Here is a 13,754-nt window from a genome sequence, read left to right as displayed (position 1 = left end):
TGGGCAGCACAGGCATGTGTCCTGACACGTGCCACATGCGCACTCGAAGCGAGGTGACACGGTGAGCACCGGACAGCCGCCGTATCCACAGGACGATTCCGGGGAGAACCCCTCGGAGTACGGGCAGTACCAAGGGCGTCGCCCCGGTGAGCCCGACCCGGACGTCACTGTGGTCGGCTACCGGGCGGACGACGCCTACGGCCAGCCCCAATACGGACAGCAGCAACAAGGCTACGGCCAGCAACCCCAATACGGTCAGCAACCCCAGCACGGCCAGCAGCAGGGCTACGGCCAGCAACCCCAGTACGGCCAGCAGGCCGCCTCGGGTCAGCAGGGCTACGGCCAGCAGCAGGGCTATGGGCAGGATGCCCAGTACGGTCAGCAGCAGGGTTACGGTCAGCAGCCGCAGTCCTCCGGCCAGCAGTACTCCCAGCCCGGCTACGGCCAGCAGGACCAGTACGGCCAGCAGGACCAGTACGGCCAGCAGGCCGCCTCGGGTCAGCAGGGTTACGGCCAGCAGCAGGGCTATGACCAGGGTTACGGCCAGCAGGGCCAGGCCCAGCAGCAGTACGGCCAGCAGGGTTACGGCCAGCAGCCCTCCTCCGGCCAGCAGCAGGGCTATGGGCAGGACGCCCAGTACGGTCAGCAGCAGGGCTACGGCCAGCAGCCGCAGTCCTCCGGCCAGCAGTACTCCCAGCCCGGCTACGGCCAGCAGGACCAGTACGGCCAGCAGCAGTACGGCGACCAGCAGCAGTACGCCCAGCAGGGCTACGGGCAGCAGGGCTACGGCCAGCAGCAGTCGCAGCCCTACGGTCAGCCCGGCTACGGCCAGCCCGTCGGCGTGCAGCCCCCAGGCGCTCCGGCCCCCCTGGCGGAGTGGTGGCAGCGTCTGGTCGCGAGGATCGTCGACGGCGTCATCCTCATGGTCGTGAACTTCGTGATCAACCTCATCCTGGGGCTGTTCGCGGTCGGTTACGACTCGGCGAGCGGAGCCACCTCCGGCCTCTTCTCGGCCTTCCTCATCGGCATCCTGTCGACGATCATCTCGACCGCTCTCTGGGTGGTCTACGAGTTCTTCATGACGAAGTCGAACGGCCAGACGGTCGGCAAGATGGTCATGGGGATCAAGGTCGTGCCGGTGGGCCAGGCCCTGGCTCCCGGCGGGCTCGGGACCGACGTCGCGATCAAGCGCGCCGGCGTCACCTGGGGCGGCTACATCCTCAGCATCATCCCGCTCCTGGGATGGCTGATCGGCTGGGCGTGCGTCGCGGTCAACGGCGCCTCGCAGCTGTGGGACAAGCCGCTGCAGCAGACGTTCGCGGACAAGTTCGCGGGCACGGTGGTCGTGAAGATCAAGTAATCCCGCGTCAGCGTAAAACAGGGGCCGGCTTCCCGCCGGCCTCTGTTTTGTGTGTGCGGGGCGTACCAAAATGGGGGGTACGACCGCCGACCGCGTGAGGTGGGATATGGCCGGGACACCGTCGTGGACGGGCGCCGTGCCCGCGGAATGGTGGGAACGCCTCGCCGCCCGCTTCATTGAGGCGCTCGTCTTCGGGGTCTTCTATTACATTCTGTTCATCATCCTGTGGGGCATCTTCCGAACTGTCGGGATGTCGGAGGGGTTCGACGGGCGGCTCCCCGGGGCCTGCGCCTGGTTCCTGGCGGGCCTGGGTTATGTGGTCTATGACTGGCGGGCCCATTGCCGGCGGCGCAGGACCTTCGGCAAGGCGATCATGAGGATTCGCCTGGCGCCGGACGACCTTCCGCGGTCGGCTCTGCTGAAACGGGCTCTGGTCTATCCCGGGCCGGTCGTCCTGATGGGCATTCCGGTGGTCAATCTGCTGGCCGGAATGCTGCTGTTCGGCGTCGGGCTGCTCATCCTGATCGACAAGCCGTTGGAGCGCGGGCCGCATGACAGGCTGGCCGGAACGCGGGCGGTAAAAGATCTTCGTTGAGGCATCTGCACCTGGGAAGATGCCTTTTCGCAAAATTTTCCCTTGATCCGGTAAGGAGCCTGGAGAGACTGGCATTAGGCTATGGGACGTCCGGGTTGCCGGATGTCGGTGCCCCTGCTCCCAGAGGGCGTCTGTGTGTAGCTATGGTCGGTTCCGGGTGAGTTGTCACCTCGGCGTCATGAGGGTCCGGCGTGCTCCGCAGGTCGCGCCGGGATGCGTATTTAGCGCCCCCGAAACCCTGCTAGCCCTGGAGGCGAGGACGAATGGAAGCCGTAACAGACGTATTGTCAGCGCTCATCCCCCCGGTCGTGGTCGGCGGCGCCTTCATCTTTGGCGCGGTGAAGTTGCTGCGATCGGAGGCCGCCGGGCGTCGGTCAAACCGCCAGGATCAGGCCGAGAACCAGAACTGATCTGCCAGTCAGCCGAATCCCCGTAGCGCTGAATTGTCTCCGCGCCTTTCCGGGTATATGTTTGGGCGAGCGAATGAAACAATGCTCCGGGAAAGGATTGCGTAGATGGCCAAGCAGATCCAGGAGATTCTCATCGATGACCTCGATGGGGGCGAGGCCAATGAGACGGTCAGCTTCGCTATTGACGGCTCCTCCTATGAGATTGACCTCAGCGACGTTAACGCCAAGAAGCTGAGGGACGCCCTCACGCCTTTCGTGCAGCACGCCCGCAGGGCAGGAGCCGTGTCCGCCCGTCGCCGTGGTCGCGGCGGCAACCGCGCGATGAGCCGCGAGAAGAGCTCGGAGATCCGGCAGTGGGCCAAGGCTCACGGCCTGCCGGTCAGCGAGCGCGGCAGGATCGCCTCCACCGTGGTGGAGAAGTACGAAGCGGCTCACTGAGCCTCGTCGAGAGAGCCATCTCCTGACCATGCGCTTATGCCGTTCGCCTAGGACCCCGGCGAGCGCCATAAGCGCATGATCGTTTTTGTGGGGAGTTCGCGAATCCCCGCGCCGAGTTGTTGATCTTCTAATTCGCCCAAATGTGGGCGTATTGCTCTTCTGGTTCCTTCCTGGAAGGTTCCTGAGTGGTTCCTGGGTGGGCGGAACGGTCCCTTCCGGGAGATCCCGTCCGAGAGGGAACGCGCCGGGCTTTGCGCCGGCGTCCGCGCGTTTTCCCGGGGCGTGCTCGGGTGTCCGCCTCGTCCGCGCCTTCGCGGGAACGCGCCAATGCCGTCACCCGCCCGCAATGCCGGCGATCCCGGACTCCCGCGGCGTACGGGCAAAGCGGTCACGCTCCGCCACAGAAACCGGCGCCCGCCCTTCTTGCCGCGGCCCCTGCGGGCTCTTGGCGGGTGCCCGCTTCCTGGAGGCGTCCGGCTTCTTCCGGCCTCTGCGGGCTTCTTCCGCGTTCTTCCGTGTTCTTCGGGTTCTTCGCTGGTTCTTCGGTGGTTCTGTGGGGAAGCGTGCATGACCGTAAAACGTGGGGCATGCGGCTCGTGGGGCACGATGGAAAACCGGTGACCTCTCCCATGTGCCGCGCATTGTCCCGTCCCGTACGCCGCGTGACGACGGGCGGATCGGTAACCCGGCTGACCCGATGGGGAATACGCCCCCGTGGCGCGTCACGTGCCGCGTTGTGCTCAGGGCGTAGCGTCCGCGCTTGGACTCCGTTTGGAGCAGCACATACGATGATTACGTAACAGATACGGGCGCGGGCATCCGAGACGCATGGGCGGACGAGCCACCCCAAGGCCGACCCCGACCCAGTGTCCGATGGCCGATCCGTGTTGGTCCGCCCTGGGCCGCAGCGTCGAATTTCAGGCGCTTCCGCGAAGCCGCCTAAACATCGTTCGCTTGCGGCGTATCGGGAACACGCCACCCCCGAACAGTAGTTGGATAGAGGGTGAACGCCCTGCTCTCGGGGAACGTCTCTGCTATAGAGCGTGTCAGCGGCAGTGGGCACGGTTCGCCGAGCCAGGGCTAGCATGCGGGATGACGGGACCGGATTTACCGGCCTGACTGACCGCTCTGTGAGGAGCGACGAGATGTTCGAGAGGTTCACCGACCGAGCGAGGCGTGTTGTCGTCTTGGCCCAAGAAGAGGCCAGGATGCTCAACCACAACTACATCGGCACTGAGCACATTCTTCTTGGTTTGATCCATGAAGGTGAAGGCGTAGCCGCCAAGGCTCTGGAGAGCCTCGGCATCAGCCTTGAGGGTGTGCGCCAGCAGGTCGAGGAGATCATCGGCCAGGGCCAGTCGGCTCCGTCGGGGCACATTCCGTTCACCCCGCGGGCCAAGAAGGTCCTCGAGCTGTCGCTCCGTGAGGCTTTGCAGCTGGGCCACAACTACATCGGCACCGAGCACATCCTGCTCGGGCTCATCCGTGAGGGTGAGGGTGTGGCCGCCCAGGTGCTGGTCAAGCTTGGAGCTGATCTCAACCGTGTCCGGCAGCAGGTCATCCAGTTGCTCCACGGTTACCAGGGCAAGGAGCCGGCCGCCGCGGGCGGTCCCCAGGAGTCGGCGCCCTCCACGTCCTTGGTGCTCGACCAGTTCGGCCGCAACCTGACCCAGGCCGCCCGCGAGGGCAAGCTGGATCCGGTCATCGGCCGTGAGAAGGAGATCGAGCGGGTCATGCAGGTCCTCTCCCGGAGGACCAAGAACAACCCGGTGCTGATCGGCGAGCCCGGCGTCGGCAAGACCGCCGTCGTCGAGGGCCTGTCGCAGAAGATCGTCAGGGGCGAGGTGCCCGAGACGCTGAAGGACAAGCAGCTCTACACGCTTGACCTCGGCGCCCTGGTCGCCGGCTCCCGCTACCGCGGTGACTTCGAGGAGCGCCTGAAGAAGGTGCTCAAGGAGATCCGCACGCGCGGCGACATCATCCTGTTCATCGACGAGCTGCACACGCTCGTCGGCGCGGGCGCCGCCGAGGGCGCGATCGACGCCGCCAGCATCCTCAAGCCGATGCTGGCCCGTGGCGAGCTGCAGACCATCGGTGCCACGACCCTCGACGAGTACCGCAAGTACCTTGAGAAGGACGCCGCGCTGGAGCGCCGCTTCCAGCCGATCCAGGTGGCCGAGCCCTCTCTCAGCCACACGATCGAGATCCTCAAGGGCCTGCGCGACCGCTACGAGGCACACCACCGCGTCTCCATCACCGACGACGCGCTGGTGGCCGCCGCGCAGCTGGCCGACCGCTACATCAGCGACCGCTACCTGCCCGACAAGGCGATCGACCTCATCGACGAGGCCGGCTCCCGGATGCGCATCCGCCGGATGACCGCTCCGCCGGACCTGCGCGAGTACGACGAGAAGATCGCCAACGTCCGTCGCGACAAGGAGTCCGCGATCGACGCGCAGGACTTCGAGAAGGCCGCTGCCCTCCGCGACCAGGAGAAGCAGCTCCAGCTCAAGCGCGAGCGGCGGGAGAAGGAGTGGAAGGCCGGCGACATGGACGTCGTGGCCGAGGTCACCCAGGAGCTCATCGCCGAGGTCCTGGCCACCGCCACCGGCATCCCGGTCTTCAAGCTCACCGAGGAGGAGTCCCAGCGCCTGCTCCGCATGGAGGACGAGCTCCACAAGCGGATCATCGGCCAGGACGACGCCATCAAGGGCCTGTCGCGGTCCATCCGGCGTACCCGCGCCGGTCTGAAGGACCCGCGCCGTCCCGGCGGCTCGTTCATCTTCGCGGGCCCGTCCGGTGTCGGTAAGACCGAGCTGTCCAAGGCTCTGGCGGAGTTCCTCTTCGGCGACGAAGACGCTCTGATCAGCCTGGACATGTCGGAGTTCATGGAGAAGCACACCGTCTCCAGGCTGTTCGGCTCGCCTCCCGGCTACGTCGGCTACGAGGAGGGCGGCCAGCTCACCGAGAAGGTGCGGCGCAAGCCGTTCTCCGTGGTCCTGTTCGACGAGATCGAGAAGGCCCACCCCGACATCTTCAACTCGCTGCTGCAGATCCTGGAGGACGGTCGCCTGACCGACGCCCAGGGCCGCGTGGTCGACTTCAAGAACACGGTCATCATCATGACCACCAACCTCGGCACCCGTGACATCTCCAAGGGCATCGGGGTCGGGTTCGCGAAGTCCAACGACACCGAGTCCAACTACGAGCGGATGAAGGCGAAGGTCCAGGAGGAGCTCAAGCAGCACTTCCGGCCCGAGTTCCTCAACCGTGTCGACGACATCGTGGTCTTCCACCAGCTCACGCCGAACGAGATCATCAAGATCGTCGATCTGATGCTCGCCCAGGTGGACTCCAGGCTGAAGGACCGCGACATGGGGCTCGAGGTCTCGCCCGAGGCCAAGCAGCTGCTGGCCGACCGTGGTTACGACCCGGTCATGGGCGCGCGGCCGCTGCGCCGTACGATCCAGCGCGAGCTGGAGGACTCCCTGTCCGAGAAGATCCTCTACGGCGAGCTCCGTCCGGGGCAGGTCGTGAAGGTGACGATCGAGGGCGAAGGCGACAACGCCCAGTTCATCTTCAAGGGCGAGTCCGCCACGACGGTCCCGGACTCGGCGGCGGCGATCGCCGCGCCGATCCAGCACTGACCGCTCCACCGAAAACCCCCGCTCCGGCGGGGGTTTTCTGGTCTTCCGGGTCTTCCGGGTCTTTCGTGGTGCCTTGCTTTTACGCCCATCCTTTTTACGGCGGGGCCGGCGAGACCCAGACGCCGTACATGGTCGGGGGCCTCCAGGGAGACGGGATCTGAGCCCGCACGGGGTCGGCCGTCGTTACGCCGCACGTATCCCCATCTCCGTGGCCCATCCTGGCCGCCGTTCAGGGCGCCGGGCCCCACCGTCCCACCTCCCGCCGCGCGGCGCCCCAGAAAGCGCCCGCAAGCGGCGCCTGCGCCCCCTGTACGTGCGGCCTCGCGGTGCGCCCTGCGCGCGCGGGTCCACTGCATTTCGGGCTTCCCCAACGGGAGCCCGTGGCGGATTGATGCGGTATGCCGGGCGCGGCAGTGGGGCTCGCGAGGTGTACCGCCTCGCCTGGTGATGCGAGCTGCGGTGCATGCCGCTCATCGAGCGCCGGAAATTGCGCCGCGTCGGGGTGTGGGGAATGCCACCTTGGTGGTGAGCGGCGGTGGGGTGGGGGTTGTTGCCTAATCGTTGGATGAGTGGGTGTACCGCCACCGTTAGTAGTACTACACTGCGTAGAGCATCGCCAAGTCTCATCCAAGTGATCCGCAAGAGCGTGTTCCTAGAGTCAGGGCTGCTCCCGAGGGAGTAGTAAGGGATCAACTCAGGGCGGACGCGTGCGCCACCCGGAAGCAGGCATGCTCGACAGGGTTCGCGCGCCGGAGGCGGGCGACGGGAACACTCAAGCAAGCCGTGGAGGAACCGATGCGCCTGCGTCACAACGACGGAACGCTCGTTCACCTCGCCTACAACGCAGGTATCCACCCTGCCGAGGACCTGGAGAACCTGATCGCCCACCTGACCCGCTACGCGGTGCCGGTGCGCAAGAGGTTGGGCGTGGAGCGGATGGGCATCGGGCTGTGGCTGTCGCCCGGCGTCGCCGATCACCTCACGGCCGACCGCATCGAGCTCGTACGGCTGCGCCGCTCCCTGGAGGAGCGCGGCCTGGAGGTCGTCAGCCTGAACGGCACCGGCGGCCGCAACCAGGAGGTCCCCGGGCCCGACTGGGCCAAGCCCGAGCGTTACCGCTACACCATGGCGCTGGCCAAGATCCTGGCGTTCCTGCTGCCCGACGACGTACGGTTCGGCAGCATCTCGACGATACCGATCGGCTGGCGCCGGGACTGGCCGGCCGACCTGCACACCATCGCCACGCGCCGCCTGGAGCGGCTGGCCCGCGAGCTGCGCGGCATCTACAGCGTGACCGGCAAGACCATCCGGGTCGGGTTCGAGCCGTGGCCCGGTTGCGTGCTGGAGACGACGGAGCAGGCGCTTGAGCGGGTGTGCGGCATCGACTCCGAACACCTGGGCGTCTGCCTGGACGCCTGTAACCTCGCCTGCGGGGCCGAGGAGCCGGGCGCGGCACTCAAGGGGCTGGCCGAGGCCGGCGCGCCCGTCGTCAAGCTGGGGCACGTGCACAACCACACGGGTGAGACGCCGAGCACCGGCGCGGTGCTGCACGACACGCTGACGGCGATGTTGTCCGGCGCGGTCAGCGGGAGTGCGCACATCGAGGTCGAGACGCACAACCTGTTCGTGCCGGGGCGCGCGAAAGGGCCGGGGGCGCTGGTGTCGCTGCTGGCCGAGGAGCTGGCCTGGGCCCGTACGAACCTCACCAGCCTCGGCCTGCAACTGGCCGCCTGACCCCCTCTCAGAGGCCGGCGAACCAGCCTGGGGTGTCCAGGCGCCACAGGTTCGCCGGCGTCATCCTGCGCAGATCGGACTCCAGGGCCCGCAGGCGGTCCTCGCCCAGTTCCGCGGCCCATCGGGCGCGCAGGTCGTCGAAGATCCGGGCCGAACGGTCGAGTGCGTCCACGCCGTAGGGCGTGAGGCGCACGATCTTGCGTCTGGTGTCGGCGGTGTCCCTGGTCCGCTCCACGTAGCCGACGCGTTCCAGGGCTTCGACGGTCTTGCCCGCGGCCTGTTTGGAGACGCCGAGTGCACGGCCCAGCTCGACGGCGGTCGTGCCGCGGGTGCCGATCGCCTGCATGACGAATCCGTGCATGGGTCGCATGTCGGGATGGCCTTGCTTGGCGAGTTCGGCGTGGAGCTCGTCGATGAGCACGCGGAAGGCGAGCAGAAGTCGTAGAGGCAGTTCGAAGCCCGGGGCGTCACTTGACACGATAGACAACCTGGTTAACTATATAGACAACGTAGTTGCCTATCTTAAGGGGTTCGAACGTGTCTGTCATTCGTGACGCGGATTCCCGGCGTTCCGAGACGCCGAGCGGGGTCATGACCACCTTCGCCTCGCCGACCCAGGGCGGAGCCTCGCGCTCGCTCTGGCGGGTCGACGCCAAGCCGGGCGCGGCGGGGCCGCTGCATGACTTCGACAACGAGCAGGTGTGGAGCTGGATCTCCGGCGCGGCCACCGTCGAGCTGGGCGAGGAGCGGTTCGCCGTGGGCGCGGGGGACACCGTGGTCATGCCCGCCCACGTCGCGCGCCGGGTGCTGGCCGATCCGGACGCCGGTTACACCGCCGTCGTCACCGCGGCCGCCGGCGCCAGGGCCATCAGCGCCGACGGCGCCGACCTGGGCACCCCGCCGTGGATCGCCTGACCGTACAAGCTGAGAAGGAGATCGTGATGCCTGTTGTGGTGAACGCCGACGCGCGCAGGACCCGTACGCCCAACGCCCTGATGACCACGCTCGCCTCGCCCAGCCAGGGCGGGGCTGGGCAGGCGATGTGGCGGGTGGACGCCGTCCCCGGCATGGAGGGCCCGGTGCACGCCGTCGCCGGCGAGCTGGTGTGGACCTGGCTGGAGGGCGGCGCGGTCGTCGAGCTGGGCGGCGAACGGTTCGAGGTCGGGCCCGGCGACACCATGGTGTTGCCGGCCGACGTGAGCCGGCAGATGTTCGCCGACCCAGGGCGCGGGTTCGTCTCGATCGTGGTCGCCTCCCCGGGGACCGAGGTCTACAACCCGGGTGGCGTGTCCGCGCCCGACGCCTGCGACCTGGCCCCCAAGGGCACGGACCGCACCGTGCCGCCGTGGATGGGCTGACGCGGGGCCTTTGGGCGGGTCAGGCGTGCGGGAGGCGGTACGTGCCGTCGTCGAGCACCTCGGCCAGCCCGTCGGCGACCAGGCCGTCGAGGGCGCGTTCGCGCTGGACCGCGTCGTCCCACACCACGTCGAGGGCGGCCTTCGGCACCGGGCCGTGGGCCGAGCGCAACACCGCCAGCAGACGGCCACGACACTGGCGGTCGGTGCCGGCGTACGTCTGGCCCTTGCGGGCGGGGCCGGTGTGGGGTGGTTTGCCGGCCAGCCGCCACGCGCACAGATCGGCGACGGGACAGTCGGCGCAGCGCGGCGCGCGGGCCGTGCAGACCAGGGCGCCCAGCTCCATCACGGCCACGCCCCACCGGGCGGCGCCCAGCTCGGGCAGCAGCGTCTCGGCCAGCCGCCGCTCGGCCGCGGAGGTGGCCGTGGGCGGGTACTCCTCGGCGCGTACGGCCCGCGCGAACACCCGGCGGACATTGGTGTCCAGGACGGCGTGCCGGCCGCCGTACGCGAAGCTGGCGACCGCGGCGGCGGTGTACTCGCCGATGCCGGGCAGGGCCAGCAGGGTCGCGTGGTCGGCGGGCACCTCGCCGCCGTGCTCGTCGGTGATGGCACGGGCGCAGGCGTGCAGGCGCAGCGCCCGGCGCGGATAACCGAGCCTGCCCCAATGCCGTACGGCCTCGCCCGGCGGCTCTTCGGCCAGCGACTTGGGCGTGGGCCAGCGGACCAGCCACTCCCGCCACACCGGTAGAACGCGGACGACCGGGGTCTGCTGGAGCATGATCTCGCTCACCAGCACTCCCCATGGCGTCGCGTCGTCGGCCCGCCAGGGGAGGTCTCGGGCGTTGTCCTCGTACCACGCCAGAACGGGGGCGTGCAGGAGGTTCGGCTCAACCACGCGGTCAAGCGTATTCGTAGAAGGACTCGTTCGGCGTGTCGTCACTGTTGGTAGCCGATCAATTACCATGCTGTGCCTATGGATCCGGATTCGATGGGTGGCGACGGCGGTGACGTCTACTGGCGGCGTCGCATGAGCGTGCTGGTGGCCGTTCTCGTCGTCGTGGCCGTGGTGGCGTGGGCGTGTTCCAGCGGGGGCAGCGGCCCGGAGCGCTCGTCCAGCGCGCAGACCTCACCGAGCGCCACGCCCGCCACTGATCCGCTGCTCGCGGGGCTGCGTACGCTCGCCATGGGCACTGCCAGCCCGTCGCCCACCCCGGCGCCCAAGGAGAGCCCGTCCGTCCGGCCCAGGCGTCCCGGAGAGCCGTGCCAGCAGGACAGCCTGGTGCTGAGCCTCCAGGGCGGCAAGGAGCCGATCTACACGGGCGAGATCCGTCCGAGCTTCATCGTCACGCTGGTCAACACCGGGCCGGTGATGTGCACGGCCGACGTCGGGCCGCGGACCATGGAGATCCGCATCACCTCGGGCGCCGACCGCATCTGGTCCACCGCCGACTGCGTGAGCGGGGTCGGGACCGAGGTCAGGGAGCTGCAGCGCGGGGTGCCGTACGTGCGGACCCTGGAGTGGGACCGGCGCCGGTCGAGCACCGACTGCCGCTCGGTCTCGGCGGCCGCCCTGCCCGGCACGTACGTGGCCACCGCCCGTATGGGCACCCTGCGCAGCGGCAAGGGCGTCTTCCACCTGCGCTGATGACGCGGGCCGGCTCAGACGTAACGTTCGAGGATGGACGACTCGGCCAGGCGGGACAGGCCCTCGCGGACGCTGCGCGCGCGGGACTCCCCGACGCCGCCCACCTCCTGGAGGTCGTCGATGCTGGCCGCCAGCAGCTTCTGCAGGCCGCCGAAGTGGTTGACCAGGCGGTCGACCACCGTGGCGGGCAGGCGGGGCACCTTGGCGAGGAGACGGAAGCCGCGCGGGCTCACCGGGCTGTCGAGCCGTTCGGTGCCGCCGTGGCCCAGCACGTGTGCCACGGCCGAGAGGTCGAGCAGCTCGGCGCCCGAGAGGTGGTCGAGGTCGTGCAGGGCCTCGACCAGGCGCTTCTGGCGGCGGCCGGCCGGGGCCGGCAGGTAGTCGCGCACGACCAGCTCGCGCTCGGAGTCGACGCCCGCCACCAGCTCGTCGAGCTGCAGCGACAACAACCGCCCGTCGGTGCCGAGCTCGACGACGTAGCCCTTGATCTCGTCGGAGATGCGCCGGACCATCTCCAGGCGCTGGGCCACCGCCGACACGTCGCGCACGGTGACGAGGTCTTCGATCTCCAGGGCCGAGAGGGTGCCGGAGACCTCGTCGAGCCGGTGCTTGTAGCGCTCAAGGGTGGCCAGGGCCTGGTTGGCCTTGGACAGGATGGCCGCGGACTCCTCCAGCACGTAGCGGATGCCGTCGAGGTAGAGGGCGATGATCCGCATGGATTTGCTGATCGCGATGATGGGCAGGCTTGTCTGCCTGGCCACGCGCTGGGCGGTGCGGTGGCGGGTGCCCGACTCGTCGGTGGGGATCGCGGGGTCGGGCACGAGGTGCACGGCCGCGCGTACGATCTTCTGGTCGTTGCTCACCACGATCGCGCCGTCCATCTTGGCCAGCTCGCGCAGGCGGGTGGCCGAGAAGTCGACGTCGAGCTCGAAGCCGCCGCTGCAGACCTGTTCGACGGTCCTGTTGTAGCCGAGCACGATCAGCCCGCCGGTCTGCCCGCGCAGGATCCGCTCCAGGCCGTCGCGCAGCGGTGTGCCCGGCGCCACAGCGGCCAAAGCGTCGCGACGGCGGTCGTCAAGACTCCTGTCCACCTGACCCCCGTGTCGATTGGTCACGCCCAGCTTAGCCGTGCTATGTGACGTGCGTGAGTGCGTCCCAGACGTTCTCCGCCTGGACGACCTCGAAGCCGGGTGCGAACGCGACCGGGCCGACGGGCACCAGAGCCCGCTGTCCGTTGCGCTTACCGGTGCCCGTTTCGAGGGATCCGGCGGGGACGAGCGCCCGCTTGAAACCCAGCCTGGACGCCTCCGTCAGCCGCCTGCGTACGTCCTTGACCGGACGCAGCTCACCGGCCAGGCCCACCTCGCCGAGCGCCACCAGGCCGGGCGGCAGCGGCTTGTCGCCCGCGGCGCTCGCGACGGCGAGCATGACCGCGAGATCGACGGCCGGGTCGGCCAGCTTGATGCCGCCCACGGTGGCGGTGAACACGTCGCAACCGCCGAGCCGGGCGTTGAGCCGGCGCTCCAGCACGGCGAGGATCATCTGGACGCGGTAGGTGTCGAGCCCGGAGGAGGTGCGCCTCGGCTGCTGGGCCTCGGTGCGGGCCACCAGTGCCTGCACCTCGGCGGGCAGCGGGCGGGTGCCCTCGACGGTGACGGTGACGCAGGTGCCGGCGACCGGCTCGCTGCGCCGCGAGACGAACAGCCCGCTCGGGTCGGTGATGCCCTCGATGCCGCGTTCGTGCAGGTCGAAGCAGCCGACCTCGTCGGTGGGGCCGAACCTGTTCTTGATCGCGCGGACCATGCGGAGCCTGGAATGGCGGTCGCCCTCGAAGTTGAGCACGACGTCGACCAGGTGTTCGAGGGTGCGGGGGCCGGCGATCGAGCCGTCCTTGGTGACGTGGCCCACGAGCACCGTGGCGAGGTTGCGCTCCTTGGCCATGCGCACCAGGTTGGCGGCCACCTCGCGCACCTGGGTCACGCCGCCCGGCACGCCCGTGGCCTGGGCCGAGCCGACCGTCTGCACCGAGTCGACGACGAGCAGCCCGGGCTCGACCTTGTCGACGTGGGTGATCAGCGCCGACAGCTCGGTCTCGGCGGCGAGGTAGAGATTGTCCTGGATGGCGCCGATGCGGTCGGCGCGCAGGCGCACCTGGGCCGCCGACTCCTCGCCCGTCACGTAGAGGACGGTGGTGCGCTCGGCGATGCGGGCCGCCGCCTCCAGCAGGAGCGTGGACTTGCCGATGCCGGGCTCGCCGGCCAGCAGCACCACCGCGCCGGGCACCAGGCCGCCGCCGAGCACCCGGTCGAGCTCGCTCACCCCCGTGGTGCGGGCGGCCGCGATCTCGGCCTTGACCTGGCCGATGGGCAGCGCGGGCCCGGTGGTCGCGCCGCCCTGGACGACGCTGACCCCGGCGCGGGCGCCCTCCTCGTCGACGGTGCCCCACGCCTGGCACTCACCGCATCTGCCGACCCACTTGCTGGTGCGCCAGCCGCACTCGGCACAGCGGTAACCGGGCTTCTGCGCTGTCTTGGCCATGTCGAGCAGGCTAGCGGCACGTACCGACA

The 13,754-nt window shown here is 68.9% G+C and carries 12 protein-coding genes; 8 read left to right on the top strand and 4 right to left on the bottom strand.

Annotation, left to right across the window (positions count from 1 at the left end):
* Positions 1 to 61: 61 nt before the first annotated feature.
* The 5 genes from DMB42_RS34880 to DMB42_RS34860 all read left to right on the top strand — a co-directional run bounded on the left by DMB42_RS34880 (position 62) and on the right by DMB42_RS34860 (position 8,184).
* Positions 62 to 1,360 carry an RDD family protein gene (locus DMB42_RS34880; RefSeq protein WP_125641675.1) on the top strand — a complete coding sequence of 433 codons (1,299 nt, stop codon included), beginning with the start codon at positions 62 to 64 and terminating at the stop codon, positions 1,358 to 1,360.
* A gap of 106 nt (positions 1,361 to 1,466) precedes the next feature.
* Positions 1,467 to 1,955, top strand: coding sequence for an RDD family protein (locus DMB42_RS34875; protein WP_185845013.1), 489 nt, complete (start codon positions 1,467 to 1,469; stop codon positions 1,953 to 1,955).
* Between the two features lie 515 nt (positions 1,956 to 2,470).
* The gene (locus DMB42_RS34870; protein ID WP_125641669.1) at positions 2,471 to 2,803 is read left to right on the top strand and encodes an Lsr2 family protein; all 333 of its coding nucleotides are present in this window, start codon (positions 2,471 to 2,473) and stop codon (positions 2,801 to 2,803) included.
* A 1,145-nt stretch (positions 2,804 to 3,948) separates the two neighbouring features.
* Complete coding sequence (locus DMB42_RS34865; protein ID WP_125641666.1) at positions 3,949 to 6,450, top strand: ATP-dependent Clp protease ATP-binding subunit; 2,502 nt, start codon at positions 3,949 to 3,951, stop codon at positions 6,448 to 6,450.
* A 795-nt stretch (positions 6,451 to 7,245) separates the two neighbouring features.
* The gene (locus DMB42_RS34860) at positions 7,246 to 8,184 is read left to right on the top strand and encodes a sugar phosphate isomerase/epimerase (protein WP_125641663.1); all 939 of its coding nucleotides are present in this window, start codon (positions 7,246 to 7,248) and stop codon (positions 8,182 to 8,184) included.
* A gap of 7 nt (positions 8,185 to 8,191) precedes the next feature.
* Here DMB42_RS34860 and DMB42_RS34855 read toward each other — a convergent pair whose 3' ends face one another.
* On the bottom strand, positions 8,192 to 8,662 hold the full coding sequence (locus DMB42_RS34855) for a MarR family winged helix-turn-helix transcriptional regulator (RefSeq protein WP_185845012.1): 471 nt from the start codon (positions 8,660 to 8,662) through the stop codon (positions 8,192 to 8,194).
* Positions 8,663 to 8,721: 59 nt separating this feature from the next.
* Here DMB42_RS34855 and DMB42_RS34850 point away from each other — a divergent pair, with 59 nt between their 5' ends.
* Positions 8,722 to 9,099, top strand: a complete 378-nt coding sequence (locus DMB42_RS34850; RefSeq protein WP_125641660.1) for a cupin domain-containing protein — start codon at positions 8,722 to 8,724, stop codon at positions 9,097 to 9,099.
* A 26-nt stretch (positions 9,100 to 9,125) separates the two neighbouring features.
* On the top strand, positions 9,126 to 9,542 hold the full coding sequence (locus DMB42_RS34845) for a cupin domain-containing protein (protein WP_185845011.1): 417 nt from the start codon (positions 9,126 to 9,128) through the stop codon (positions 9,540 to 9,542).
* Between the two features lie 19 nt (positions 9,543 to 9,561).
* On the opposite strand, the gene DMB42_RS34840 is transcribed toward DMB42_RS34845, so the two are convergent.
* A complete protein-coding gene (locus DMB42_RS34840) occupies positions 9,562 to 10,437 on the bottom strand; it encodes an A/G-specific adenine glycosylase (RefSeq protein ID WP_185845010.1) in 876 nt (291 codons plus the stop codon).
* A gap of 78 nt (positions 10,438 to 10,515) precedes the next feature.
* Between DMB42_RS34840 and DMB42_RS34835 the strand changes: the two genes are divergently transcribed.
* Complete coding sequence (locus DMB42_RS34835) at positions 10,516 to 11,187, top strand: hypothetical protein (RefSeq protein WP_125641657.1); 672 nt, start codon at positions 10,516 to 10,518, stop codon at positions 11,185 to 11,187.
* A gap of 14 nt (positions 11,188 to 11,201) precedes the next feature.
* Here the strand turns inward: DMB42_RS34835 and disA are convergent, their stop codons facing one another.
* On the bottom strand, positions 11,202 to 12,278 hold the full coding sequence (disA, locus tag DMB42_RS34830; protein WP_125641654.1) for a DNA integrity scanning diadenylate cyclase DisA: 1,077 nt from the start codon (positions 12,276 to 12,278) through the stop codon (positions 11,202 to 11,204).
* Positions 12,279 to 12,318: 40 nt separating this feature from the next.
* Positions 12,319 to 13,725 carry a DNA repair protein RadA gene (gene radA / locus DMB42_RS34825; protein WP_125641651.1) on the bottom strand — a complete coding sequence of 469 codons (1,407 nt, stop codon included), beginning with the start codon at positions 13,723 to 13,725 and terminating at the stop codon, positions 12,319 to 12,321.
* Positions 13,726 to 13,754 lie beyond the last annotated feature (29 nt).

The sequence above is a fragment of the Nonomuraea sp. WAC 01424 genome, from assembly GCF_003947315.1.
Lineage (GTDB): Bacteria > Actinomycetota > Actinomycetes > Streptosporangiales > Streptosporangiaceae > Nonomuraea > Nonomuraea spiralis.
Note: the sequence above shows the minus strand (reverse complement) of the source record. Positions and strands in the feature narration are given on the sequence as shown.